This is a genomic window from Billgrantia antri (assembly GCF_017868935.1).
Taxonomy (GTDB): domain Bacteria; phylum Pseudomonadota; class Gammaproteobacteria; order Pseudomonadales; family Halomonadaceae; genus Halomonas; species Halomonas antri.
On the sequence record NZ_CP053383.1, the window covers coordinates 1,901,607 to 1,927,244 of the forward strand.

At 63.8% G+C, this 25,638-nt stretch carries 24 protein-coding genes; 14 read left to right on the forward strand and 10 right to left on the reverse strand.

Going from position 1 to position 25,638, the window contains the following annotated elements:
* Nucleotides 1-100: 100 nt before the first annotated feature.
* The 7 genes from HNO53_RS08845 to HNO53_RS08875 all read left to right on the forward strand — a co-directional run bounded on the left by HNO53_RS08845 (nucleotide 101) and on the right by HNO53_RS08875 (nucleotide 7,200).
* Nucleotides 101-1,207, forward strand: coding sequence for an acyltransferase family protein (locus HNO53_RS08845; RefSeq protein ID WP_209477912.1), 1,107 nt, complete (start codon nucleotides 101-103; stop codon nucleotides 1,205-1,207).
* Nucleotides 1,204-2,307 (forward strand): serine hydrolase, encoded by a 1,104-nt coding sequence (locus HNO53_RS08850; RefSeq protein WP_209477914.1) that lies wholly within the window; start codon nucleotides 1,204-1,206, stop codon nucleotides 2,305-2,307. The genes HNO53_RS08845 and HNO53_RS08850 overlap by 4 nt, the downstream gene beginning before the upstream one ends.
* 220 nt (nucleotides 2,308-2,527) lie before the next feature.
* Nucleotides 2,528-3,598, forward strand: coding sequence for a TRAP transporter substrate-binding protein (locus HNO53_RS08855; RefSeq protein ID WP_209477916.1), 1,071 nt, complete (start codon nucleotides 2,528-2,530; stop codon nucleotides 3,596-3,598).
* 62 nt (nucleotides 3,599-3,660) lie between these two features.
* The gene (locus HNO53_RS08860) at nucleotides 3,661-4,251 is read left to right on the forward strand and encodes a TRAP transporter small permease (protein ID WP_209477917.1); all 591 of its coding nucleotides are present in this window, start codon (nucleotides 3,661-3,663) and stop codon (nucleotides 4,249-4,251) included.
* Nucleotides 4,252-4,254: 3 nt separating this feature from the next.
* Nucleotides 4,255-5,538: a TRAP transporter large permease gene (locus HNO53_RS08865; RefSeq protein WP_209477919.1), complete on the forward strand. Its 1,284-nt coding sequence runs from the start codon at nucleotides 4,255-4,257 to the stop codon at nucleotides 5,536-5,538.
* A gap of 28 nt (nucleotides 5,539-5,566) precedes the next feature.
* The gene (locus HNO53_RS08870) at nucleotides 5,567-6,094 is read left to right on the forward strand and encodes a gluconokinase (protein WP_242597582.1); all 528 of its coding nucleotides are present in this window, start codon (nucleotides 5,567-5,569) and stop codon (nucleotides 6,092-6,094) included.
* Nucleotides 6,095-6,204: 110 nt separating this feature from the next.
* On the forward strand, nucleotides 6,205-7,200 hold the full coding sequence (locus HNO53_RS08875; protein WP_209477921.1) for a substrate-binding domain-containing protein: 996 nt from the start codon (nucleotides 6,205-6,207) through the stop codon (nucleotides 7,198-7,200).
* Between the two features lie 16 nt (nucleotides 7,201-7,216).
* Here HNO53_RS08875 and HNO53_RS08880 read toward each other — a convergent pair whose 3' ends face one another.
* The 4 genes from HNO53_RS08880 to HNO53_RS08895 form a co-directional block, all read right to left on the reverse strand.
* On the reverse strand, nucleotides 7,217-7,966 hold the full coding sequence (locus HNO53_RS08880; RefSeq protein ID WP_209477923.1) for an ABC transporter ATP-binding protein: 750 nt from the start codon (nucleotides 7,964-7,966) through the stop codon (nucleotides 7,217-7,219).
* Nucleotides 7,960-9,030, reverse strand: coding sequence for a FecCD family ABC transporter permease (locus HNO53_RS08885; protein WP_209477925.1), 1,071 nt, complete (start codon nucleotides 9,028-9,030; stop codon nucleotides 7,960-7,962). The genes HNO53_RS08880 and HNO53_RS08885 overlap by 7 nt, the downstream gene beginning before the upstream one ends.
* Nucleotides 9,020-10,153: an ABC transporter substrate-binding protein gene (locus tag HNO53_RS08890; protein WP_209477927.1), complete on the reverse strand. Its 1,134-nt coding sequence runs from the start codon at nucleotides 10,151-10,153 to the stop codon at nucleotides 9,020-9,022. The genes HNO53_RS08885 and HNO53_RS08890 overlap by 11 nt, the downstream gene beginning before the upstream one ends.
* Nucleotides 10,154-10,366: 213 nt before the next feature.
* Nucleotides 10,367-10,768, reverse strand: a complete 402-nt coding sequence (locus tag HNO53_RS08895) for a RidA family protein (RefSeq protein ID WP_209477929.1) — start codon at nucleotides 10,766-10,768, stop codon at nucleotides 10,367-10,369.
* Nucleotides 10,769-10,934: 166 nt separating this feature from the next.
* Here HNO53_RS08895 and HNO53_RS08900 point away from each other — a divergent pair, with 166 nt between their 5' ends.
* Together HNO53_RS08900 and HNO53_RS08905 are read left to right on the forward strand one after the other, a co-directional pair.
* A complete protein-coding gene (locus HNO53_RS08900; protein WP_209477930.1) occupies nucleotides 10,935-12,353 on the forward strand; it encodes a bifunctional enoyl-CoA hydratase/phosphate acetyltransferase in 1,419 nt (472 codons plus the stop codon).
* Nucleotides 12,350-13,567 (forward strand): acetate/propionate family kinase, encoded by a 1,218-nt coding sequence (locus HNO53_RS08905; RefSeq protein WP_209477931.1) that lies wholly within the window; start codon nucleotides 12,350-12,352, stop codon nucleotides 13,565-13,567. The genes HNO53_RS08900 and HNO53_RS08905 overlap by 4 nt, the downstream gene beginning before the upstream one ends.
* Here the strand turns inward: HNO53_RS08905 and HNO53_RS08910 are convergent, their stop codons facing one another.
* A complete protein-coding gene (locus HNO53_RS08910) occupies nucleotides 13,568-14,683 on the reverse strand; it encodes a class I SAM-dependent methyltransferase (protein ID WP_209477932.1) in 1,116 nt (371 codons plus the stop codon).
* A gap of 107 nt (nucleotides 14,684-14,790) precedes the next feature.
* Here HNO53_RS08910 and HNO53_RS08915 point away from each other — a divergent pair, with 107 nt between their 5' ends.
* On the forward strand, nucleotides 14,791-15,825 hold the full coding sequence (locus tag HNO53_RS08915; protein WP_209477933.1) for a GlxA family transcriptional regulator: 1,035 nt from the start codon (nucleotides 14,791-14,793) through the stop codon (nucleotides 15,823-15,825).
* Nucleotides 15,826-15,839: 14 nt separating this feature from the next.
* Here HNO53_RS08915 and HNO53_RS08920 read toward each other — a convergent pair whose 3' ends face one another.
* A complete protein-coding gene (locus HNO53_RS08920) occupies nucleotides 15,840-17,234 on the reverse strand; it encodes an aminotransferase-like domain-containing protein (RefSeq protein WP_209477934.1) in 1,395 nt (464 codons plus the stop codon).
* A 99-nt stretch (nucleotides 17,235-17,333) separates the two neighbouring features.
* Between HNO53_RS08920 and HNO53_RS08925 the strand changes: the two genes are divergently transcribed.
* The gene (locus tag HNO53_RS08925) at nucleotides 17,334-17,936 is read left to right on the forward strand and encodes a LysE family translocator (RefSeq protein ID WP_209477935.1); all 603 of its coding nucleotides are present in this window, start codon (nucleotides 17,334-17,336) and stop codon (nucleotides 17,934-17,936) included.
* Between the two features lie 25 nt (nucleotides 17,937-17,961).
* Here HNO53_RS08925 and HNO53_RS08930 read toward each other — a convergent pair whose 3' ends face one another.
* On the reverse strand, nucleotides 17,962-18,909 hold the full coding sequence (locus HNO53_RS08930; protein WP_209477936.1) for a threonine ammonia-lyase: 948 nt from the start codon (nucleotides 18,907-18,909) through the stop codon (nucleotides 17,962-17,964).
* A 9-nt stretch (nucleotides 18,910-18,918) separates the two neighbouring features.
* On the reverse strand, nucleotides 18,919-19,539 hold the full coding sequence (locus HNO53_RS08935) for an exopolysaccharide biosynthesis protein (protein ID WP_209477938.1): 621 nt from the start codon (nucleotides 19,537-19,539) through the stop codon (nucleotides 18,919-18,921).
* A 300-nt stretch (nucleotides 19,540-19,839) separates the two neighbouring features.
* On the opposite strand from HNO53_RS08935, the gene HNO53_RS08940 reads away from it, so the two are divergent.
* Entirely contained in the window at nucleotides 19,840-21,555 is a 1,716-nt protein-coding gene (locus HNO53_RS08940) for a methyl-accepting chemotaxis protein (protein ID WP_209477940.1), read from the forward strand.
* 165 nt (nucleotides 21,556-21,720) lie between these two features.
* On the forward strand, nucleotides 21,721-23,070 hold the full coding sequence (locus HNO53_RS08945) for a cytochrome P450 (protein ID WP_209477942.1): 1,350 nt from the start codon (nucleotides 21,721-21,723) through the stop codon (nucleotides 23,068-23,070).
* A 48-nt stretch (nucleotides 23,071-23,118) separates the two neighbouring features.
* On the opposite strand, the gene HNO53_RS08950 is transcribed toward HNO53_RS08945, so the two are convergent.
* A complete protein-coding gene (locus HNO53_RS08950; RefSeq protein ID WP_242597583.1) occupies nucleotides 23,119-23,529 on the reverse strand; it encodes a helix-turn-helix domain-containing protein in 411 nt (136 codons plus the stop codon).
* Nucleotides 23,530-23,628: 99 nt separating this feature from the next.
* Between HNO53_RS08950 and HNO53_RS08955 the strand changes: the two genes are divergently transcribed.
* Complete coding sequence (locus HNO53_RS08955) at nucleotides 23,629-24,096, forward strand: DUF2938 domain-containing protein (RefSeq protein WP_275951373.1); 468 nt, start codon at nucleotides 23,629-23,631, stop codon at nucleotides 24,094-24,096.
* A gap of 42 nt (nucleotides 24,097-24,138) precedes the next feature.
* Here HNO53_RS08955 and HNO53_RS08960 read toward each other — a convergent pair whose 3' ends face one another.
* Nucleotides 24,139-25,596 (reverse strand): sensor domain-containing diguanylate cyclase, encoded by a 1,458-nt coding sequence (locus HNO53_RS08960; protein WP_242597584.1) that lies wholly within the window; start codon nucleotides 25,594-25,596, stop codon nucleotides 24,139-24,141.
* Nucleotides 25,597-25,638 lie beyond the last annotated feature (42 nt).

Genomic DNA, 25,638 nt, shown 5'->3' on the forward strand with positions numbered 1-25,638 from the left:
GCAGCGCGTCCAGCAGTACACGTCGTGAACTTCGGCGAAACGGCGAGCCGGTCGGGTGGCGCTAGGCAGGCACGGGACATTACGTCGCGAGGGAACCGCCATGATCGGGCTTGGCCAGCGGCCTCAGCTACCATCCCTGTCGCATCGGGTAGCGGCCATCGACCTGGCTCGCGGTATCGCCATTGCCTTGATGATCCTCAGTCACACGGTAAGTGGACTGCTGGGCATCCGCCTGGTGCCTGATTGGGGCATGGTGCCGATCCATCTCATCACCAAGTTTTCCTCATCGTTGTTCATCATGGTGTTCGGCATCGCTCTGGCGGTGGCTTTTCTGCCCAAGGTCGAGACGCCCGACTGGCCTCATCGCCGACGCAAGCTGATGCTGCGCGGGCTCGAGGTGCTGTTCTGGTACAAGGCGCTGACCATCGTCGAGATGCTGCCCATGTTCACGCCGCAGGACATCCTCGATGCCCTGCTCTATCAGCGCTTCGCCATCTGGGTCGAGATCCTCGGCTTTTACGCCTTGGCACTGTTGTGGCTGCCGTGGGTGCTGCCGCTGTGGTGTCGCATGCCGCTGTGGTCGCGACTCTTGGCGCCGGTGGCGGTAGGCGTGATTTCGGTGATGCTCGAACGCCACTTTCACTTCTGGGACAACGTGATCCTCAAGGCGCTGCTGGTGGAAGACGCCGATCACTATACCTGGGGCCAACTGGCGCGGTTGCCACTGGTTATGAGCGGCCTGCTAATCGGCGAGGCCATCCTGCGCTGGTATGGCGAGCCGGCTAGCCGTCGACGGCTGGTGGCGTGGCTGGCCGGCATCGGGGCGCTGTTCCTGGCTGCTTTCGCCGTGCTTTCGCTACCCGAATGGTATGCGGCGCTGCAGGCCGTGGCCTGGAACGACGGCAAGCACCCGCCGGCGTTGCTGTTCATGTTGTTCAGTACCGGCGGGGCGCTGGTGATCATGGCCCTGTGCCTGCTGGGTGGTAACCGCGCGGCGAGGTGGCTCAAGCCCCTCAGCGTGATCGGCAGCGATGCCCTGCGTGCTTTCATCTTCCATATCGTGGTGATCTTCCTGATCTTTCGCTTGCTGCTGGGCGCCTGGCAGGTCTACAGCTACCCACAGGTGCTGGCCTTGGGCCTGGGCCTGATCCTGCTTACTGCCGTATGGATTGCCCTGATAGGCCGATTTCGGGAGTTGAGTCGATGAGGACAGCGGAGCGCTGGCGCAAGGTTCTCGCACGAACGTTGTTGTGGCTGACCATGGCTCTGCCGACGCTGGCTGCGGCGCAGCCCGGTTGGGCGGAACAGGTCGATGCCTGGGCCAAACCACCCTGGGCAGAACGTTTGCGGGCGCGGCTGGCGTTGCTCGAGGCCGGTTTCGACGGCGAACTCGGCGTGCACGTGCGCAGCCTCGAAACAGGCGCGCGGTATGGTTGGCGTGACGAAAAGAGCTGGTATCTGGCTTCGCTGGTGAAGGTGCCGGTGGCGATCGAGCTGATGGCTCGCGTCGAGGCGGGCGAGATGGCACTCGAAGACCGCTTGACCCTGCTGAGTAGCGACTATGTGGACGGTGCCGGTTCCACCAACTGGGCAGTGCCGGGCAGTACCTTGACGCTGCGTCAATTGCTGGAGTCGATGCTGGTCGTCAGCGACAACACCGCCAGCGACATGCTGATGCGCCATCTGGGCCTGGATACGGTCAATGCTCGGATACGACGACTCACGCCCGCCGGCGGACTGGGGCCGATCACCACGCTGGTCGACGTGCGACGTCATGCTTACGCCAACCTGCACCCGGGCGCTTTCCAGCTGAGCGGCATGGACTTCATCGAAGTGCGCAAACGTCATGGCGATGGGGCTCGGGTAGCATGGCTACGCCAGCGTCTCGGTCTGGCGCCGCAGGAACTGCTGACATCGAGTATCGACGAAGCGTTTCGGCGCTATTACGCCACCGATCTCAACAGTGGCCGGCTCGACGCCTTCGCTGACCTGCTCGAGGCGCTGGCTCGGGGCAGGGCGCTGGGACCGCACGCCACCGCCGAGTTGCTCGCGGTGATGTCACGCGCCAGCAGCGGCGATCGACGGCTCAAGGCCGGGCTGGGGCGCGGCATTCGGCTGGCCCACAAGACAGGTACCCAGCATCGCCTCGCCTGCGATGCCGGCATCGCCACGCATGGGCAAGGCGAGGAGGCCCGCCGAGTGGTGGTCGTGGCCTGCGTACGGGGTGAGCTCGACCTCGCGCGCAATGAGCAGATGCTGGCGGCAGTGGGCCGCGCCGTATGGGAGGCGGGAGCGTTCGAGGGGTGAGCGGGATGGGCCGAAGACCGAGGGCATGATCGTCATGCGACGAACGTATAACGCCAGCGGCCACGTTCGAGATTGACAGTCTCGTTGCGCATGTCTAGCCTTGAAGCATCGAATGTTACCGGTAACAATTTACCGGCATTCGATCCCTGTCGACATGTCATGCCGACAGGGAGACGCCACGAAGTGCCAACTCACAACGATAATCCGACTGGAGTCCGCCATGACCACCATCTGGCGCAACACCCTCACGCTAGCCGGTGCTGCTACCCTTTCCCTCGGCATTGCCTATGCACAGAGCCCGGACCTCTCCGACCCGCCCGAGATCGAAGGCGACGTGGTGGGCGACCATGGCAGCCATACCCTGCGCATGGGCATCGGCCTGGCCGAGAGTTCGCCGCAATACCTTTCCGTGCAATATTTTGCCGACATCCTCGATCAGCGCACCGAGGGCCGCATCAGCGTCGACATCTTCCCCAATAGCCAGCTGGGCGATGACGTGCAGATGATGGAAATGCTGCAGACCGGTTCGCTGGACATGACCTATCCCTCTTCCTCCCCGGCGACCACCTATGTCGAGGAGCTGGCAGTATTCGACCTGCCGTTCCTACTGCCCAACCGCGATGCGGCCGTGGCCGTCATGCAGAGCGATACCGCTCAGGAAATGCTCGACGCTTTCGATGGTAGCGGGATCAAGGCGCTGGCCTTTTCCGAGAATGGCTATCGGCAGCTTTCCAACAGCGTACGCGCGGTCGAAACCCCCGAAGACGTGGGGGGGATGGACGTGGGCGGGCTGACCATTCGCACCATGGAGAACCCGGTGCACCTGTCGATCTGGGAAACGCTCGGTGCCAATCCCACTCCCATGGCCTTCGGCGAGCTGTTCTCGGCCATGGAGCAAGGCGTCGTGGACGGCCAGGAGAACCCGTGGAGCACCATCCTGACCTCCAACTTCCACGAAGTGCAGGATTACGGCTCCGAAACCCGCCACGTCTACACGCCTTTTATACTGATGATCTCCGAGCGCACCTGGGATCGTCTGGCGCCGGAGTATCAGGAGCTGGTGCAGGAGGCGGCGCGGCAGTCGGCGCAGTACGAGATTCAGCTGGCCACCGAATATGACGATTGGTCTCGCGAGCAGCTCGAAGAGAAGGGCATGCAGATCACTCGGCTCGACGATGAGCAGATCGCGGCCTTCCAGGAAGCCGTGCAGCCGGTCTATGACGAGTGGGCGCCGAAAATCGGCGAAGACCTGATCGCCGAGATTCAGGGCATCGTCGAATCCAACCAGTAACTTTCCCATCCGCCTGATTTTGCAGGGCAAGGGGAAAGCCCTTGTCCTGCACGGAGCGCTGCATGACCACGCCCAACCAACCTCCGGCCGATCCCGGCGTGTATCTTGACGACCCCAATCGCGAGCCGCTCGAGATCGATACCGAACAGCGCCGCGGCCCGGCGGCCTTCCGCTGGCTGACCCTGGCCATGGAGCATCTGATCGCAACCATTCTGGTGGCCCTGATCGTCTCGGTATCGGCCAACGTGCTCGGCCGATCGGTGTTCAACCATTCTCTGCCGTGGGCCGACGAACTGGCCAGGATGCTGTTCATCTGGCTGATCTTCGTCGGTGCCGCGGCGGCCTTCGCCCGCTATGAGCACATCGCCGTGGATCTCCTGGTGCGTCGGCTCAAGCCCCGTGCCGCCTATTCCCTGTTCCTGCTCCAGCACCTGATCATCGCGGCGCTGATGAGCATCATGGTCTGGGGTGGCTATCTGGTGATGTCGCGCTCCACCGGTCGGACCGCCATCCTCGGCGTACCGTGGAACCTGATCAACGTCTCGCTGGTGTTTTGTTCGCTGTTCATCGTCACCGTGGCCCTCTGGCGCGCCTGGCTGTGCCTGCGCCTGATGCGCCAACCCGGAGCCGCCGTGCGGCAGCCAGGAGACTGACCCATGCTGTGGATATTTCTCATCATTCTGTTTGCCTCCATCGTGCTGGGGCTACCCATCGCCTTCGGCCTTGGCATTGCCGCCGTGGTCATGGCGATTCTCACCGATATACCGCTGTCGATCCTGATCGAGCAGTCGATCCGCGGGGTCAACAACTTCCCGCTGCTGGCCATTCCGTTCTTCATCCTGGTGGGGGAGGTGATGAGCAACGGCGGCATCGCCCGCCGGTTGATGGAGCTGGCCGGTGCCTTGGTCGGTTTCGTACGCGGCGGGCTCGGGCAAGTGGCGATCACCGGCTCGATGTTCTTCGGCGGCATCAGTGGTTCCGCCGTGGCTGACACCGCCGCCACCGGTGCGATGATGATCCCGTCGATGAAGCAGCAGGGCTATACCGCCCCGCATGCCACGGCGATCAATACGGTTTCCTCGGTCATCGGCATCATCATTCCGCCCTCCATCCCGCTGATCCTGTTCGGCATCGTGACCGAAACCTCGATTAGCCGCCTGTTCATTGCCGGCATCGTACCGGGGCTTCTGATTGGCTTCGCGCTGATGGTGACGACGTTCATCATGGCCAGCATCGAGCATGCCGGGCAGACTCGTAAGTTTGAATTGGCCCGCCTGTGGCAGGCCTTCAAGGCGGCGTGGCTGGCGCTGGTGCTGCCAGTGATCGTGATCGGTGGCATTCTCGGCGGCGTCTTCACCGCCACCGAAGCCGCCGTGGCGGCACTGCTCTATTCCCTGCTCATCTCGCTGACGGTCTATCGCGAGTTCCATCCCCGCGAACTGTGGGGCATGTTGATCCGCACCGCGCGGCTGACCGGCATGGTGCTGCTGCTGCTGGCCTTCGCCACCGTCATTGCCTGGTTCCTGACCATCAACATGGTGCCGCAGACCCTGGTGCGCCAGGTTCAGGCAATCACCCAGGAGCCGTTCTGGCTGCTGCTGATTGTCGCCGGCCTGCTGCTGCTGGTGGGCTTCGTGATGGACCTGACTCCGGCAATGGTCATCATGGCGCCGATGCTGACACCGATCGTCACCTCGGTAGGGGTCGATCCGGTCTACTTCGGCGTGCTGATGGCCTTCATCCTCGGCATCGGCCTGCTGACGCCTCCGGTAGGCACCTGCCTCTATGTGGGCTGCGGCGTTGGTCGGGTCAGCATGGAGCAACTGGTCAGGGCAATGTTGCCTTACTACGTGGCGCTTCTGGTGGTGCTGGTGGTGTTGATCGCCTTCCCGGGGATCGTGACCTGGCTGCCCGATATGGCCGCAGTCCGTGGAAACTGAGTGCGGCAACTGACAACCGGGAGGTTTCGTGAAGGATGCCACTTACCGCATCGTGGTGATGGGCGTGTCAGGGTCGGGCAAGTCGCGTATCGGCGCCTTGCTCGCCAGTCGCCTGGGGGTTGCTTTCATCGATGGCGATGATTACCACTCGCCGGCCAACGTCGACAAGATGGCCAATGGCATCCCGCTCGACGACGAGGACCGCCGCGAGTGGCTGGAGACCCTGGCGGGGCTGATCGGCGACCATCGCCGTCGTGATGCCTCGCTGGTGCTGGCCTGCTCGGCACTCAAGCAGCGCTACCGTGACATCCTGCGCCGCGGCGATTCCGAGCTCGCTTTTCTGTTTCTCGAAGGAGAGCGCGAGCAGTTGCGCCAGCGCCTGGCCGCGCGCGAGGAGCACTTCTTTCGCGGCGAGGCGATGCTCGACAGCCAACTCCACGATCTCGAACCGCCGGGCGAGAGCGAAGCCGTGTCGTGTCGCATCGGTGACACGCCCGAGGCGATCGTCGAGGCTTTCCTGACGGCGCTGCCGCACATCCGCCACCGCGAGCCCTGAGCGTTGGGTAGCGACAGCGGCATGACCGTGGCGACTTCGGTATCATGCCGCTCGTGCCGACAGCGAGCGCTGCGGGACCTGTCAGATCCAACCGTAGCCAGTGGGGCAGCGTGAAGAAGAAACGACCGACACTCCAGGACATCGCCGACCGGGTCGGAGCGACCAAGATGACCGTGAGTCGCTGCCTGCGCGATCCCGCGACCGTATCGGAAGGCTTGCGCGAGCGGATATTTCGAGCGGCGGAGCAGGTCGGCTATATTCCCAATCGCGCGCCCGATCTGCTCTCACGTGCCACCAGTCACTCCATCGGCGTGCTGGTGCCGTCGCTGACCAACCAGGTGTTCGCCGATGTGCTGGTCGGCATCGAGGAGGTGACCGAGCCGCTGGGCTATCACTTGATGCTCTCACACTACGGCTATAGCCAGGAACTCGAGGAGCGCAGCCTGGCGTCGCTGCTGTCGTACAATGTCGACGGTGTGATTCTGTCCGACAGCCACCACACAGCGCGAACCTGCCGCATGCTCGAGACGGCGGGCATTCCCACCGTAGAGATCATGGATTCACTGACCCCGCCGCTGCACCAGTCGATCGGCTTCGACAACGTGCGTGCCGCCCACGACATGGTGACCGAAATGATCCGCCATGGCCGGCGTCGGATCGTCTACCTCGCGGTACGCCTCGACTCGCGTACCCTGCAGCGTGAGCAGGGCTACCGACAGGCCATGGAGGAACATGGACTCTTGCCGTTGACCAAGCAGCGCAGCCAGCGTTCGTCCTATTCGGTGGGAGCTGCGCTGTTGAACGAGGTGCTCGAAGAGCATCCTGAGACGGACGGGCTCTTCTGTACCAACGACGACGTCGCGGTGGGGGCCTATTTCGCCTGCCTGAGGCGCGGGATCAAGGTGCCTGAGCAGCTGGCCATCGCCGGGTTTCACGGCCATGACGTGGGACAGGTGATGACGCCGCGGCTGGCCAGCGTGGTCACGCCGCGCCAGGCGATCGGCAAGCGCGCCGCCAGCGAGCTGCTACGGCGCATCCAGGGCGGCGAGCCCGGCCAGCGGGTCATCGACATGGGCTATACCATCGAGCCGGGCATGACGCTTTGATGAACCCGCCGTCGGCTCAGATGCTCTCTTCGACGATAAGCTGGGGCCGCCCCTTCGAGCAGGGTTCGATACGCGCCGCGACGCGGTAGACGCGGTGCAGCAGCTCGGGCGTGACCACGTCGTGCGTCGCACCGCAGGCGATCAGCTCTCCGTTCTGCAGCACCATTGCTTCATCGGTGAAGTGCAGCGCATGGCCCAGGTCGTGCAGGGCGACCATGATCAGCATCTGGCGCTCCCGGGCGAGGCGCCGCAGGATCGAGAGCAGGCCGATCTGGCGGTTCAGGTCCAGCGCCGAGGTAGGCTCGTCGAGTAGCAGGATCTCGGGTTCCTGCACCAGGGCCTGGGCGGCACTGACGAGCTGACGCTGGCCGCCGCTGATGTCGCCGATGTCGCGCTCGACGAGAGACGTGATGCCAAGCTCGTCAAGGGCCTGGTCGACCTTCGCCAGGTCTTCCGGGCTCACCTTCAGGGCGCGCCCCTGCATGCGAGCCAGCAGCACCGATTCGTACACGGTCAGCACGGCATTGACGCCGGTGTCCTGAGGCATGTACGCCACTGGTCTGGCGGAGCTGGCACCGCTGATGTGAACCTCGCCGCCGCCCTTGAGCACCCCGAAGATGCGCCGAAACAGGGTGGACTTGCCGGCCGCGTTGGGCCCCAGCAGCGCCACCACTCGACCGCCCTCGAAGCGGGGAGTGGTGATTTCCGCCAGGATCTGGCGGCGTCCATAGCGAGCCGACAGGCGATCGAGCTGGAGCGTTACCATGAAGCCTTCTTGTGATTCAGGATCAGGAACAGGAAGAACGGGATTCCCACCAGCGAGGTGATGATGCCGATGGGAATGACGGTACCCGGGAGGATGACTTTCGACAGCACCGAGCCGATCGATAGTATCAGGGCGCCGCACAGGGCCGAACCGGGCAGGAAGAAACGTTGATCCTCACCTACCAGCATGCGCGCAATGTGCGGGCCGACCAGGCCGATGAAGCCGATGGTACCGACGAACGCCACGGCAACGGCGGCCAGCAGCGATACCAGCACCATTACTTCCAGGCGCAGGGCACGCGGGTTGACGCCCATGCTCTCGGCCTTGGTGTCGCCCAGGCGCATGGCAGTCAGCGCCCAGCCATGGCGCGCCAGCAGCGGCAGCACCGCACCGAGGATGACGAAAGAGATCCAGAACTTCGGCCAGGTGGCCTTGGTCAGGCTGCCCATGGTCCAGAACACCACGGCCGCCACGGCCTGCTGGCTGGAGAAGAACTGGATCAGGGCCATCAGCGAATTGAAGATGAACACCATGGCGATGCCCAGCAGCACGATGGTCTCGATCGTGACGCCGCGCCGCAGGCTCATGGCATGGATCAAGAAGGCAGTCACCATGGCCATGATGAAGGCGTTGATCGGCACCACGTATTCCACCGCGGCGGGTATGATCACCACGCCGAACGCCAGTGCCAGTGCCGCTCCGAAGCTTGCGCCTGCCGAGATCCCCAGGGTGAAAGGACTGGCCAGAGGGTTGCTGAGGATGGTCTGCATCTGGGCGCCGGCGATCGACAGGCTGGCACCGACGACCAGAGCCATCAGTGCCACCGGCATGCGGATCTCCCACAGGATGACCCGGGCCTGTTGACTCACGGCATCCGGGGTCATCAAGGCGGCCAGTACCTCACCCAGACTGAAGCGAGCCGGGCCCAGTGCCAGATCGACACAGAAGCTCAGCGCCAGAGCCAGCGCGAGCGCCAGCAGGATGAGCTGGCGCCGCAGTACCAGGGTACGGTAGAAACCGTGCTCCTCGGGCTTGCCGGTTGTCTGGATGGCCTCACTCCTCATTCAGCGAAACCCAATAGCCGGGTTCATATTCCACGGGCAGGAAGCGCTCGTGCAGCTCGATCATCGTCGCCTCGGGGTCGAGGTCGGTGAACAGCTCCGGGTGAAACCACTTGGCCAACCGCTGAACGGCGACGAAGTAATACGGGTTGTTGTAGAACTGATGCCAGATGGCGTGGAAGTTTCCCGTCTCGATGGCATCGATACCGGTCATGGCGGTGCGCTCGGTCAGTGCCTCCAGCTTCGTGTGAGCAGCGTCCAGGTCGGCGCCGGGACCCACGCCGACCCAGGCGCCGCCGGGCACATAAGCGTCCCCGCTGCCTCCGGTCACCACCACGTGCTCTGGGTTGGCGGCGAGAATCTGCTCGGGATTCAGCGTGCCGAAGGTGGTCGGAATGATGTCCTTGGCGATGTTCTCGCCACCGGCAAGCTCGACGTACTCGCCGAAATTACCGGGGCCGAAGCTCATGCAGCAGTCTTCCGAATAGCCCCCGGCCCGGTCGACGAAGACACTCGGACGCTCACCGGCCTCGACCTCGGCCTCGATCACCTGGGTGACCCGTTCCATCTGGGTCTCGGAGAACTCGATGAAGGCCGCGGCGTCTTCCTCCTCGCCCAACAGCTGGCCAAGCAGGCGCATGGAGGGAATGGTATGCCGCAGGGGATCTTCACGGAAATCCACGTAGACGATGGCGATACCAAGTTCCGCCAGCTTCTCGTCATAGGCGGCATCCTCGGTGGCCTCCTTGGCCTCGAGGTTCATCAGCACGACATCGGGGGTGAGGGAGGCAGCCTGCTCCACGTCGAAGGTGCCGTCCTTGAAGCCGCCGAAGGTGGGCAGCTCCTCGAGTTCCGGAAACCTGGCAGCGTAGCGTGCGTAGTTGTCCGGGTCGGCCTGGGAGAAATCCTCGCGCCATCCCACCACGCCGGCAAAGGGGTCTTCCGGCTGTAGTGCGCCGAGCAGATAGATCTGCCGCCCTTCGCCGAGAATCATGCGCTCGACGGGAACCTCGAGGGTGACCTCGCGGCCGGCGATATCGGTAACGGTGATCTGTTCGGCCAGTGCGGTGGTACAGCCCAGTGCCAGAGCCGTGCCGCAGAGAACCTTCGAAAAATGGCTTTTCATGTTCTTGGGTTTCATCACTCGTTGAGAAGGTGGGGCAGGTCGGAGCGCCGATTAGACGGTGTATTTGGCATCTTGAGCAGCCCGCCAAGGAAGGCGAAAAAACTGGCTGTTGCGTATCATTCCCAATCGCAAGCGCGGCCAGTATGGTGCAACACGCGACTTTTGTCGAGACAGGCTATCGGTGCTGCGGCGTCATGTCTCGGTGCTGGCGGGTCAGTCGGCGGGGGCGGGGTCCGGCTGACGCGCCATCAGGGTGATTTCGACGTTGGCGCCGCCGCTCAGCCGCGGTGATTCGGTACAGGTGCGCGCGGGGTAGCTGTGGTAGGTGAAAAACTCCGCGTAGGCGGCGTCCATGATGTGGATGGTATCCAGGTCGGTCAGGTGAATGTCGACCCGCACCACGTGCGCCAGTGAGGCCCCGGCGTATTCCAGCATGCGGGACAGGCGGCGCATCACCCAGCGCGTTTCCTCTGCGATATCACCGACGACGGCGTCGCCACCCTGGATGTCGGTCACGGTCAAGCCAGAGAGAAAGAGGTAGTGTCCATCCATGGCGATATGGCTACCCGGAAAGACCGGAACGGCTAACGTCGGATCGTTGAGGAAGCGATGCATGATGGTTCGGCTCGATGAGTGGTCGTCTCTTTCATTGTGACGTTTCGCTTGGGGGCTGCAAGGCGCTTGCCATCCTCGGAAGCGTATTCGATGCTAGCGGCTGAGACTTGCTGCGTTGCACTATCGGCGTGGCCGATTCCTCTCACCTTCGATCAAGGCGTAGCGCATGGACAAGCAGGGCCAGTCGACCGCGAACGGTCATATCGAGAATCGCACCTTCGACGAGATCCGGGTAGGCGATACGGCATCGCTCGAGAAGCGGCTGACCCTCGACGACATCAAGCTCTTCGCGATCATGTCGGGGGACATCAACCCGGCTCACCTCGACGACGACTTCGCCAAGAGCACCCGTTTCCAGGAAGTGGTGGCCCACGGCATGTGGGGCGGGGCGCTGATATCCACCGTGCTCGGCACCGAACTGCCTGGTCCGGGCACTATCTACCTCGGCCAGACCCTGCGCTTTCGCAAGCCGGTGCGCCTCGGCGACGTGCTGCGGGTCAGCGTGCGAGTGCTGAGCAAGGAGGCCCAGCATAAGCGGATCGTCTTTACCTGCCTGTGCACCAACCAGAACGGCGAGACCGTCATCGAAGGCGAAGCAGAAGTGCAGGCCCCCACCGAGAAAGTGAGTCGGCCGCGTGCCGTGCTGCCGCGCGTAAGAATGGCCGAGCGGGCACGCCTGCACGAGATGCTCAGTGCCGCCGAGCACCCCGCGCCGGTGAGCATGGCGGTGGTGCACCCGGTGGATGAAGTCTCGATCCTGGGCGCCTATGAATCGGCGCGTCAGGGACTGATCCGCCCGGTGCTGGTGGGGCCGCGGGCCAAGGTGCAGACCGCCGCCGAAGCTGCGGGTATCGACATAGCCGAGTTCGAGCTCGTCGACGTGCCCCACAGCCATGCGGCAGCCGCCGAGGCCGTGGCCATGACTCGCGCGGGACGGGTAGAAGCGCTGATGAAAGGCGCGCTGCACACCAACGAGCTGCTGCACGAGGTCGTCAAACGCGACACCGGCCTGCGCACCGAGCGCTGCCTGAGCCACGTGATGGCCTTCGACGTGCCGACCTACCCGCGCCCACTGTTCATCACCGATGCGGCGATCAACATCTATCCGACGCTGGCCGACAAGAAGGATATCGTGCAGAACGCCATCGACCTGGCGCAGGCGGTGGGCAATGCGTCGCCCAAGGTGGCGATCCTCTCGGCGGTGGAAACGGTCAATCCCAAGATCGCCTCGACCCTTGAGGCGGCTGCGCTGTGCAAGATGGCCGAGCGCGGCCAGATCATCGGCGGCGTGCTCGACGGGCCGCTGGCCTTCGACAATGCCGTATCCGAGGCCGCGGCAGCGGCCAAGGGAATCGTCTCGCCGGTAGCGGGGCGTGCCGATATTCTGGTCGCCCCCGATCTCGAGTCGGCCAACATGCTGATGAAGCAGCTCACTTACTTGGCGGATGCCACCGGGGCCGGCTTGGTGATGGGTGCACGGGTCCCGATCGTTCTCACCAGCCGTGCCGACGATGCCATCACCCGCCTGGCTTCCTGTGCCCTTGCGCTGCTGGTGGCTGAGCAGCACAAGAAGGTCGGTCCATGAGCGGAGAGATCCTGGCCATCAACAGCGGCTCCTCAAGCCTCAAGTTTGCACTGTTCGAGGCCGCACGTCCGGAGACCCCGATGGGGATTAGGCTGCGCTGTCGTGGTCAGTTCTCGGGGCTCGGCAATCGGGCTCGGCTGGAACTCGGTGATGGGTTCGCCGGTGAGTTGGGTGAGGCGCATGACGTGGCGCTGCGTGACGTGCCGCCAGAGCTCACGCATGAGATGGCGCTGACGCGATTGCTGGGCTGGGTCGAGGCGAACCCGTCCCTGGGCGACGTGCAGGCCGTGGGCCATCGCATCGTGCACGGTGGCGCGACGTATCGTGCGCCGCTGCGACTCGATGAGGCCAATCGTGCCGAACTGGAACAATTGGTGACGTTGGCCCCGCTGCACCAGCCCCATGGCTTGGCGCCGGTGCGGGCGCTCGCCGGCCTGCGACCTTCGCTACCACAAGTCGCCTGCTTCGATACCGCCTTCCATGTCGTTCAGCCGGACGTGGCCCAGACCTTCCCGTTGCCGCGTCATTATCGTCAGCAAGGCATGATCCGCTACGGCTTTCATGGACTCTCCTTCGACTACGTCAGTCGTGCCCTGGCCGAGGCAGTGTCAGGGCGCCGCCAGTCGACGGCGAGCGGGCGGACGATCATCGCCCACTTGGGCAATGGCGCGAGCCTGTGCGCGTTACGTAATGGCAGGAGCGTCGCCGCGACCACCGGTTTCACGGCGCTGGAGGGCCTGATGATGGGCACCCGCAGCGGCAGCCTCGACCCTGGCCTGGTGCTGCATCTGATCCTGCAGGAGGGCATGAGCGCCGAGGCGGTACAGCGCATGCTCTACCAGGAATCGGGCCTGCTCGGCGTCTCCGGTATCAGTGGCGACATGCGCGAGCTGTTGGCCAGCCAGGCGCCGGAGGCGGCCGAGGCTGTCGAGCTGTTCGTCTATCGCATCGTACGCGAGATCGGCAGCCTCGCGGCGGCGCTGGGTGGGCTCGATCATCTCGTCTTCACCGCCGGTATCGGCGAACGTGCCGCCCCGGTGCGTGCCGCCGTGGCGCAGGGCTGCGAGTGGCTGGGCGCGCGGCTCGACCCACAGGCCAACGCCGCCCATGCCACTCGCATCGATGCCGACGACAGCAGGCTGGGGCTGTGGGTCATCCCCACCGACGAGGAGCGCATGATCGCTTGGTACACCGCTGCGGAGCTGCTTCGCTAGCTAGCCTTTCCCGGGACGACAGACGAAATAGTCGTTCTGGATGTCATGCTCGAGCTGGTGAACCTCGATGTCGCAAAAGCCGGCCTCCTCCAGATAGGCCAGCGCCCGCTCCCGTCCCCACATGGTGCCGAGTCCTTCGCCGCCCTGGGCCAGGGAGACCGTCATGCAGTGGCTCACCGATACCGCATAGAGCATGGTGCCCAGCGGATGCTCGCGGTCGAGGTGGTGATGGCTCGAGGCGTGGATGTCCTGCACCAGATAGACGCCGTCCGGTGCCAGGGAGCGGTGGATGCCCCGGAGAAGGCTGCGCGGCCTCGCCTGGTCATGAATGCCATCGAAGGTCGTGACCAGATCGAAGGCATCGGGTTCGGCCGTCTCATCGAAGTCGCTAAGGTCGCGCACCTCGAAGGTGAGATTGGTCAGGCCGGCGCGAGCGGTTTCGCGGCGTGCCCAGTCGATGGCCTCCTGCGACAGGTCGTAGCCGACGAAGCGGCTGGCCGGATAGCGCGCAGCCATGGCCAACAGCGCCTGGCCACGCCCGCAGGCGCAGTCGAGCACGCGTATGCCGCTCTCCAGGCGCTCGGTCAAGCCCTTGGCCAGCGGCAGGATGGCGTCGAACAGCGCCGGCAATACCGTCTGGCCGCTGTCGCTGGCCATGACTTCCTGAAAACGGGGATAGCGCGAGTAGGGGACACCGCCCCCTTCGCGGAAGCAGCGCACCACGTCATCCTCCACACTCCCCAGTATCGCGATAAACTGCGAGTAGACGGCGAGGTTGGCCGGGCCCTTGTCCGTCAGCAGCTGCGCATGAGGTTCCGGCAGCCAGTAGGTGGCGGCTTGCGGGTCGGTTTCGATCACGCCGCCGGCGACCATGCCGCCGAGCCATTCGCGTACGTAGCGTTCGTCGAGTTCGGTGCGCATGGCCAGGGCCGTGCTGGTTTCCGGCGCCGCGCCGGCCATGGCCGACAGCAGACCGGTGCGATGGCCGAGCGAGAGCAGCAGCATCAAGCCGCTCTCGTTGAGCGCCGTGACTAGCCGCTCCTCGAACGCATCGGGGGCAGCGTTGGCGTGGCGATTGTTGTTCTCATGGGCACTGAGCGTGGGTACGTCGCACATGGGGGCTCTCCTGGGTGTTGCCGTTATGGTTATCGTGCAAGGCAACGTTACGACTCCCGGCTCGACACCACACAAGCGTAATCCGACGCAATCGGGAGTTTTCTGCCATGGACAGCGATATCGAAGCTGACGAACCGTTGACCATTGCTCTGCTGGCCACGCCCGAGGCGACCGCGTCGACGCTTTACGGCATGTACGACCTGTTCGGTTCGGCGGGCAGGGACTGGGGGTTGCTGATACACGGCCAAATGGGCAGGCCGCTGTTGCGCCCGCTGATCGTCTCACAGAGTGGAGAGGGCTTTCGTGCTCCGAATGGCGCCTGGATTCAGCCCGATAGCCGCCTGGATGCGTGCCCGCCGCTAACGGCGGCCTGCATTCCGGATCTCTTCATTGCGCCCGATGAACGCTTGACGGGACGCTACGACGCCGAGATTGCCTGGTTGCGGGGTCTTCATGCTCAAGGGACGCTGCTGGCGGCGGCCTGCACCGGGGCCATGCTGCTGGCTGAAGCGGGCATGCTGGCAGGACAGGAGGCCACTACTCACTGGGCCTACTGCGACGCCTTGGCACGACGCTATCCCGAGGTGCAGGTGCATCCGCATCGCATTCTGGTCACCAGCGGCGAAGGGCAGCGGCTGATCATGGCTGGCGGCGGCACCAGTTGGTTCGATCTGGCGCTCTATCTGGTAGCGCGCCTGCTTGGCACCGACGAGGCAATGCGCCTGGCCCGTGTCCACCTCATCGACTGGCACCGGGACGGGCAACAACCCTATGCCGTACTCAACAGCTCGCGCCAGGTAGAAGATGCCTGCATCGCGCGCTGCCAGGTCTGGCTTGCCCAGCACTACGACAGCCACTCGCCGGTGGCCGGCATGGTGGAGGTCAGCCGTCTGTCGGAACGCGCCTTCAAGCGACGCTTCAAGGCGGCCACCGGCATGACCCCGATGGACTACGTACACACGCTGCGGCTGGAGGAGGCAAAGCAGCTGCTGGAGCAGGATGACGAGCCCATCGAGGCAATCGCCGAGCAGCTCGGCTATGCCGACCCCAGCTTCTTCCGACGCCTGTTCGGCCGCCGCGTGGGGCTGACGCCCAGTCAGTACCGAAGGCGCTTTCGCGGGCTGCGGCTGCGGCTGTCATGACCCTCCGCGTCGTGCTATAGCGTCTGCCAGGGGGCTGCGGGCGGCGTGGCAAGCAGCTCGGCGAGCGTATCCAGCGCCTGGGCCAGCGCCTCACGTGAGGGCGCGGCGCTGAGGCAGAGCCGCAAGGCTTGGGGGGCGGGTTCGCTGCCTACGCAGAAGGGCTCGGCGCTACTCACCAGAATCTTGCGCTGGGCCAATGCCTCGACGAACACGGCACTGCGCAGTCCTTCGGGGAGCGGCAACCATAAATTGTTACTGTGCCCGCGGCTATTGATGGCGTGGCCGGCCAGGCGTTTCCGTGCCATGTGCTGGCGCTCGCCCAGCTCTTCGATCAGCCAGGCCAGCAGAGTATCGCTCTCTGCGCTTGCCACCCAACGGCACACCGCCTCGACCATCAACGGCGGCACCATCCAGCTTTGGGCGCGCAGTGCCGTGCCCAGCCGCTCGCGCAGCGCCGGGGGTGCGAGCAGCGTGCCGATGCGCAAGCCACCGGCCAGCACCTTGGCGGTACTGAAGATGAACAGCGTGCGCTCCGGTGCCAGGCGATAGATCGGTGTACCGCGCTCCGCCTCGGGCAGGTATTGCACGCCATCCTCGACGATCCAGAAGTCGTGTTGGCGGGCCAACGCCACCAGCCGCTCGCGCCGTGTCTCGCTCAGCGGGGTGCCGGTAGGGTTGTTCTGATCCGGTGTAACGTAAACCAGTCGCGGCGCCTGCTGTGCGCAGAGCCGGGCGAGGGCATCCATGTCCATGCCCTGGTCGTCCATCGGCACGCCCTGCAGCTTGAGATGGGCCTGGCTGGCGGCGGTGATCAGGCCGGGGTAGGTGAGCACGTCGGCGACGATGCGCTCGCCCGGGCGCGTCAGGCTCTGCAACGCCAGGTTGATGCCGTGCTGCCCTCCTTGGGTGACGATGAGCGGCTCGGGGTCGGCGGGCATGCCCAGGCGGGTCATCCAGGCGGCCAGCTGTTCTCGATGCGCGGGTACGCCGCGATCCGGCTGGTACTCCACCGCGCGCTGCAGGACCGCCGGCTGCTCGGCTATTTCATGCAGTACGCGCCCCAGGCTGGCGGCACGCATCGGATGCGGTGGCGGCAGGCTCAGGCTGAGGTCGATGGTGCCATCCGCCACGGGGCGGCTGGCGAGGAAATCCTGGCCTGCCGACCCCTCGCCGCCGCGCACGAACGTGCCGCTACCCACCCGGGCCACGACCCATCCCTGCCGCTCGGCTTCGGCATAGGCGCGGGTCACGGTGCCCACCGTGACGCCGATACGGTCGGCCAGGCGACGTTGAGGCGGCAGCTTTTCGCCGGGAGCGAGTTCGCCGGCCTGAACCGCCACGGCAATGGATTCGGCAATGGCGCGGTAGCGCACGCCTTGGTGGGAAAGCGATGGAATCCACATTGTCATGGTGACAATAAAACCTTTGACGCCCCGTTTGCACCCATTATGCTGGGAATGGTGGTCACAATCTACCTCGAAACCGATAAATTGTATGGGTGCAATGACATGGAAGCTCTGGCGTTCCTCGGGCCGGTGGCCCTCTACATGATCTCGATGACCATCACTCCCGGCCCCAACAACGTAATGCTCACGGCTTCGGGCGCGAACTACGGTTTCTTGCGTACCCTGCCGCACATCTTCGGCATTCTCGGCGGCTGCTTCATGCTGTTCGCCAGTATCGCCCTGGGCCTGGGCCTTATCTTCGAACGCTATCCCATGGTTCAGGTCGTGCTCCGGCTGGTGGGCAGCGCTTATCTGCTCTATCTGGCGTGGAAGATCGCTACGGCGCCGCCGCCCGATCTGCGCATGCGGGGCGAGGGGCGGCCGTTGAGCTTCTGGCAGGCAGCCGCTTTTCAGTTCGCCAATCCCAAGGCGTGGGTGATGGGGCTGGCGCTGATGGCCGGTTTTCTTCCGGAAGAGGGTAATACGGTGATCAATGCCCTCTTGCTCGCCGGTTTCGCAGAGGTCGTGGGATTACCCTGCATTGCATTGTGGGCGGGCTTCGGCATGGCCATCGGGCGCTGGCTGCGCACGCCGCGCGCCTGGCGTGTGTTCAACGGCACCATGGGCGGACTCACCGCGGCCTGCGTCTACTTCATACTGTCTTGAGCTGACGGCGAAGTTCCAGAAAAGATCAAAGAAAGGGTGTCAGCTCCTCCCGGCTCATGTTGCCGCCGGTAATCACCACAACCACATCGCCTTCGGGCGGCAGCGTGACGGCTTCTTCCAGCAGGGCGCCCACACCCACTGCGGCACCCGGCTCGGCCATCAGCTTGGCCTGGTAGAGCAGATGGTGCATGGCACGACCGATCGCCGCGTCGTCGATCTGCACCATGGCCTGTGTCGTCTCCCGGCAAAGCGGATAGCTATGCTCGCCGACGATGGCCGCAGCCAGGCTCTTGGCGCAGGTTTCCACCTTCTTCAGTCTTGAAGGGGCACCCTGCGCCCAGGCGTGTGCCATGCTCGCTGCGCCGCTGGGTTCCACACCGATGAGCGACAGCCCCGGGCGCAGCGCCGCGGTGGCCGAGCCGATGCCGGCGATCAGGCCGCCGCCACCCACCGGGCAGAGAACGACCGTGGCTTCGGGCGCCTGCTCGAGAATTTCCAATCCCACGGTACCCTGGCCGGCAATGATGCGCTCGTCGTCGTAGGGGTGCACCAGGGTCAATCCTCGCTCCTCCACCAGCCGGTGCATGAATTCCCAGGCCTCGTTGATGTCGCCGTGCAGGATCACTTCGGCGCCCAGTGCGCGGCTTCCCTCCACCTTGAATCGGCTGGCATTCTCCGGCATCACGATGGTGACCGGAATACCGAGTTGACCCGCCGCCCAGGCAAGCCCAAGGGCATGATTGCCCGCCGAGACGGCTCCCAGCCCACCGGCCAGTTCCTCACGGCTGGCGGTTCGCACCCAGTGCAGACTACCGCGTGGCTTGAACGAGCCGGTACGCTGGAACAACTCACCCTTGAGCCACACGCGCCGGCCGATACGCTCCGACAGGACATGGTCGAGCAGCAGTGGGGTGGGAGCCAACGTATCGGCTATCAGCCGCTGGGCGTCCTGCAGCCGTTCGAGCGGGAGCATGGGGGTCTCCTATAGCAGATTGACGAGCACCACGCCCAGGGACAATCCCGTGATGACGAAGCCAATGATCGTCAGCACGCCGTCGCGCGCCATGATCGACAGGCCGAACAGTGTCAGGGCCGCACCGGCAAGGTTGGCGGTAAACGGAATGAACTCCATGGGCGGCATCGACAGGGCGATGAGCAAACAGGCGGCCGCGGTGAAGCGGATGCCGACACGGCCCGTAAGGACGGTGATGCGCTGATGCAGCAGGCGATCGATCCACTTGGCTGGGCGGTACATCCACTTGAACGCACGATGCAACTTGTCGCTTGGCAGGGAACGATTGCGCAGCCAGACAGGCAGCCAAAAGGTGCGGCGACCCAGCAGCAGCTGACCGCAGACGAGCAGGGTAAACAGGGCCATCAGCGTGGGAACGCCGGGAATGTCCCCGACGATCGGCAGCATGGTAATGAAGCCTGCCAGCAGCAGCAGTGGGCCGAAGGCGCGTCGGCCAATGGCATCCAGCACCTCGTCGAAGCGAATTCGTCCCGAGGGCGTGTCGATCGACTCGATGGCCTGCATCAATTCGACCAGGTTGCGTGGTTCCGTGGTGGATTCTTCCGTTGCGTTATCTCGCGATGCGCGCATCTTTCCTTCCATTGTCCATTTCCTTGCTTGCGCCGTCCTACCTGGCTCACAGCATAGCGTCAACGCGGCGGGAAGTGCTCATGCCACCACCGTTTCTACGCACCTCGGCCGGATCGTCGGCCAGTGCGGGTCAGACCAAAGCAGAATTGCCGGCGCGCACTTATGCGATTGCTCTATATCCAGAGATCGAATTTGTCTTCCACGTTTTCTCAACTTTTCGCTTCGCGGGCCGATGAAGATAAAAGAAGAGAAATACCAAAAAACCAAAAGAACGAAATAGCAGCATGCAAGGGGCTAACGATGAAAAACATATCCATCAAGTGGAGCCTGACAGCGGCGCTAGCGACATTGGTGCTGATGATCGGCTTGATCAGCGGGCTGGGCTTTTACTCCGGTGCCAAGGGGGAAGCGGCGCTGCACGAGTTGGCGGAAACCAACATGGTGCTGGCCGATACGGCCAACCGGGCACAGGTGAACGTGCTGCGTGCACAGACCTTCCTGGATCGCTACGCCAGTCTCAGCACCCAAGGCAACCCCGACAAGGCTCAGGAGAACCAGCAGCGGGCCGTGGCCGCGATTGATGCGGCACAGCAACGCTTCGCGGAATTCCGCGCCGTGCCTATCGATGCGCAAGATAGCCGCTGGCCGCATGTCCAGGCAATCACCGAGGCCTACGAGGCGCTCGTCAGCGAGGGCCTGGTGCCGCTGCTGGATGCTGCGCCGTTTCAGGTCCAGCGCAGCCAGGACACATTGGCCGAGCTGGGCGCGACGCTGGACGAAGCGATGGAGGTCTTCATCCATTACATCGAGCAACGCGCTGCCGATGACATCGGGGCGATCGAGGCACTGGATCGCAACGTAACGATCATCGCAACCACGCTGCTGGTGGTCGCGGTGGTAGCCGCCTTCCTCATTCGCATCGCCTTGATGCGGGTGGTGGTCACCCCGCTGCGTGAAGCGATAGCGCATTTCCAGCGTATCGCCGATGGCGACCTGACCGCACGCATCGAGGATCGCGGCCGCAACGAGATCGGTCAGCTGTACGCGGCGCTGAAGAACATGCAGGAGAAGCTCAAGTCCTTGGTGGTCTCGCTGCGCGACAGCAGCGAGAACGTCTTCACCGGCGCCGGCGAAATCGCCACGGGTAGCCAGGATCTCTCTTCGCGCACCGAACAGCAGGCTTCCGCCCTGCAGGAGACTGCCTCCAGCATGGAGGAGATGGCCTCCACGGTAAGCAAGAACACCGACTCGGCCATCGAGGCCGACCGGCTCTCCGCCACCGCTTCGCAAACCGCCGTGGCCGGCGGACAGGAGGTCGAGCGTACCGTACAACTGATGCGTGAAATAGCCGAGAGCGCCAAGCGCATCAACGACATCATCGGAGTGATCGACTCCATCGCCTTCCAGACCAATATCCTGGCACTGAACGCCTCGGTCGAGGCGGCGCGGGCGGGCGAGCAGGGGCGTGGCTTCGCCGTGGTGGCAAGCGAGGTTCGTTCCCTGGCCAGCCGCAGCGCCGAATCCGCCAAGGAGATCCGCGGCCTCATCGAGGACACCACCTCACGCATTACCAGCGGCGCTGAGCAGGCCGAGCGTAGCGGGCAGACCATCAACGAGACCGTCGACTCGATTCGTCAGGTGAGTGCGCTGATGGCCGAAATTTCCACCGCCACACGTGAACAGAACAGCGGCATCGAGCAGATCAACACGGCGTTGACCGAAATGGATTCGGTAACCCAGCAGAACGCCTCCCTGGTGCAGCAGACCAGCGCTGCAGCGGCCTCGTTGGAAGATCAAGCCCGCCGTCTCGCCGCCCTGATTGCCACCTTCCGTGTCGACGAAAGAGCCTCTTCAGCGTCGGCGCAGGGCGAGCGTCAGCACGTCACCAAGCACCATGAACCAGACGTCAGTCAGGAGGAGCGGCATGAGAAGCACCAATTGGTCAGGCTGACTGATCCGAAGCCTGTCCGTTCCCGCCAACAGAATATGGCGGAAGACGATTGGAGCGAGTTCTGACGCTATCCTTCGCCTTAGTCTCGAGCCGCATGCTGCGGCTCTTTTTTTTGGCAGAGCCTGATGTGTGGCGAAACCGCTCGCTCTTGTAACGTTTGGTACGACAAAGACTTGCGGGGTGATGTCGCGACTAGACTGCCGTCAGGAACACAGTCCAAGGAGCGTGAGATGACTAAGGAATCGCTGCAGCACGGGTTGCCCAGGGCGAGCGTGTCGGAAACGCTGGCCGTCATGAACGATGTCATGCTGCCGAGCGTGGCCAAGGGTGTCATCATCCGACGCCCCAGGATCGTGGGCCTGGCGGAGCGTATGAAACTCGACCAGCGGGCGATACTTCGCGTGCAGCGGCTCGAGGCGAAGTATGGCCCAGGTCCGCTGATGTTGCGCAGCCCCGATAGCAAGCCGATGGCGCTGGTACTCGACCCCGGCCACGCCAATCGCATACTCGAGCAGACGCCCGAACCCTTTGCCACGGCCGAATGGGCCAAGCGCAGCGTTCTGGCCCACTTCGAACCCCATATGTCGTTGATTTCCCATGGCGTGGAGCGTGCCGAGCGACGTCGGTTCAATGATGACGTTCTGCAGAGCCACTGTGCCGTGCACCATCTGGGCGACCGCTTCGCCACGGTAGTCCAAGAGGAAGCCGGCGAACTGCTGCAAGACATCCGCCAGGCTGGCGGTCATCTCGACTGGGACGCGTTCGTCGACGCTTGGAACCGGGTAGTGCGTCGTGTGGTGCTGGGCGATACCGCTCGCGACGACCGCGCTCTCACCGAGACACTGTCCAAGCTGCGTGCCGTCGCCAATTGGGGCTTTCTCCACCCCGGACGTGAGCATCTCAGGAAGGACCTTCACGAACGACTTCTTCGCTATTTGGAACGGGCGGAAAAGGGCAGTCTGGCTGCCGAAGTGGCGCGGACTTCTTGCAATGAAGTCACCCAGCCAGTGCATCAGGTGCCGCAGTGGCTGACGGCCTTCAACCCAGCGGGGATGGCGACCTTCCGTGCCTTGGCGCTGTTGGCGGCGCACCCCGGTGAGTCTGAACGCGCCCAGGCTGAAATTGCACATGACATTCCACATGCGTCTCCACGATTTGGCTTTCTGCGGGCCAGCATCCTGGAGTCGCTGAGGCTATGGCCGACCGTGCCACTGGTACTGCGAGAGTCAACAGTGGCCACGCAGTGGGAGAACGGCTGGATGCCGGCCAACACCTCCATGCTGCTGCACGCTCCCTTCTTTCACCGGGACGACCGCTATCTTGACGATGCGCACCGCTTCAATCCCGACCTGTGGCTGCAGCCGGAGCAGATGGAGCAACGGGTGCTGATGCCGTTCAGCGAGGGAACCGGTATCTGCCCCGGTCGTCATCTGGTGCTGCTGGTGGGGAGCCACATGTTAGCCAGGCTGCTCGAAGGGCGTGAGTACCGCTTGAAACCTCCGACACGCTTGCTGAGCAGCAAGCCGATGCCGCCGTTGCTCAACAACTATGATCTGACATTCGAGAGCCGGCTCCATTGAAGGAAGCCGCTGATGTCTCAATAAGCCTGACTGTGAAGTGGCTGCCCTTTATTTGCCCCGCTGCCGAGGTGGTCGCGTCGCATGGCGTAACAGGCGCTGAAACGTCGGGCACTGCATGTGGTTCGGGGCAGGGCAGGCGGCGGCATGACGCAGGCCATCGCGCATTGCCGTCAGGTGCCGAATCGTCCGGTCCAGCTCGTCCGCTTTGGCCATGAGCTGGGCGCGATCGATATCGGGCCCGCCCTTGGTGCTGAGCATGCCGCCTATCTCATCCAGCGAGAACCCAGCATGCTGCCCCAGGGCAATCAGTGACAATCGCTCCAGAACGTTTTCCGCAAACAGTCGCCGCAGGCCATTTCTTCCCACCGAGCGAACGAGCCCCTTTTCTTCGTAGTAGCGCAGGGTCGAGGGCGGCAGACCGGAGCGCCGCGCGACGTCCGCGATATCCAAAGTTATCACTCTTGACCTCAAGTTCACTTGAATTCGTACATTGCACACGTCGTGGACAATCGAGCGATTTCAATCATGCACGAAGTTGACGAAATACTCTTGCATTCCATGGTGATCGGTATCGGCGCCACGCTGGTTATGGACCTATGGGGCTGCATTCAGCAACGGCTGTTTAAATCGCCATCCCTAGATTACTCGTTGGTGGCCAGGTGGCTCGGTCATTTTGCGCGAGGTCGTTTCCGGCATTCATCCATCATGGCGGCGTCGCCCATTGCCAACGAGCGCGCCTGGGGGTGGATCGTGCACTATGCCATCGGCATCGTCTTTGCAGCCCTGCTGGTTTACCTCTGGGGAGTAGAGTGGGTGCGCAACCCCACGCTGGCGCCGGCGCTGGTCGTTGGCGTCGGCACTGTGGCGGTTCCCTTCTTCGTCATGCAGCCCGCCTTCGGTATCGGCATTGCCGGCGCGCATACCCCGAGTCCCACGATAACCCGGCTGAAGAGTCTGGCGGCGCATACCGCATTTGGCCTCGGCCTGTTTCTGGCGGCGAGTGCCTGGGCGCTGCGGGGCGCGTGATGACGCCGGGCTGACCGGGCGTCGAGTTCCAGTGAGGTGGCGTCAACCGTAGACGGCGCGCTGCTTGCGTCGCTGGGTCTTGTCGTCGTACATGCGCTCGTCGGCCAGGGAGAGGACTTCCTGGGCCGCTATCTCACATGAGCTGGCGCCGCCGAGGCTCAGGCGCAGCTCCAGCGCCAGTCGTTCGCCATTGGCGGTGGTGATGGTGCAGTGCTGGCCTTCGATATGCGTCCTGATCAGATTGGCCAGGCGGTTTACGGCAGTGATGTCCGCGGAAGGAAACAACACCACGAACTCATCGCCGCCGTAGCGGGCCAGAATATCGCTGGCGCGACAGTGAACTTGAAGACGCTCGGCCACGGTGGTGATGAGCTGATCCCCCGCCACATGACCGTAGCGGTCGTTCACCACCTTGAGTCCATCGACATCCATCATCAACACGGCGAAATCCAGGCTCGGCGACTGGGCCTTGCCCTGGATGCTCAACTGAAGGGCCGATTCGAAGAAACCGCGATTGTAGAGCCCGGTCAGTCCGTCGCGTTCCGCCGTTTCCTTCAGTGCCAGATGAAGCAGCTTGTTTTCGGTCGCTGCCGCCAGTTGGTCGACGAACAGAGTCAGCATTCGCTCCAGCGGGGCGTCAAGCTTGGGGGCTCTCACGATCAGCCAGCCGTCGTACAGGCTCAGCCGTCCGGCCATGGAGGTGGCGTAGAGTTGTTCGCCACCGGTGTTCTCGCGTAGTTTGATCGTGTGTTCCGGCCGCTCCTGGAGCCTCGCCAGCAAGCCGCCGAGGCGGCGTTCATCCTCGGCGCCCAGGCGAAGGCCGGCCACGGCCGCGTAGCGTGTCACCTCGGGGCGCTGCCGTTCCTGCAGGAACACGGCGAATCCATACTCGGGGAAATCGGCATGCAAGTGCTTGAGCGATTCATCCAGCAAGGTGTGGATGTTCGAGGCGCGATTGGCCGCGACGCCGAGTTCGAGGAGGGCGTGAAACACCCGGTTCTGGAACTTGATCTCGACGATGCTGCGACCGATCTTGCGGTTTTGCCCATACATGACATAAGCAAGCGCAAGCAAGTAGACCACTGCGCCGGTTCCCTGGTAGATGTCGAGCCCGCTACTGACGTAGGGCCTGAAGTCGAATCCCGTCAACAAGCTCCAGCCCAGCGCGCCGCCGGCAAACAGGGACATGGAAACGGCCATCCGTCGCAGGCCGCCTGTCACCATATTGTTCATCAGGCAGGCAAGGCCGATGGTGACGGTGGCCAGCACGTAGAAGTCCAGCACGCTGCACCAGAGGCCAAACAGCAAGCTGTCCAGCGATAGGTTGCGAAACTCGGCCCGCTTCGAGTCGTTGGCAACGGCGGCGTGGCCATACGCCACCGCAGGCCACAGGAGCAGGAACAGGCCTGGCCCGATCAGTGCCCAGCCGCGTTCCTCCGCCAGGGCAATCCACACGGTTAGGCCGAAGGTGTGGCAGAAGGCGAAGGTGCGAGGTGCCAATGTCGCCGTCGCCAGGCGATGGGGTCGCCTGGGAGGAAATGA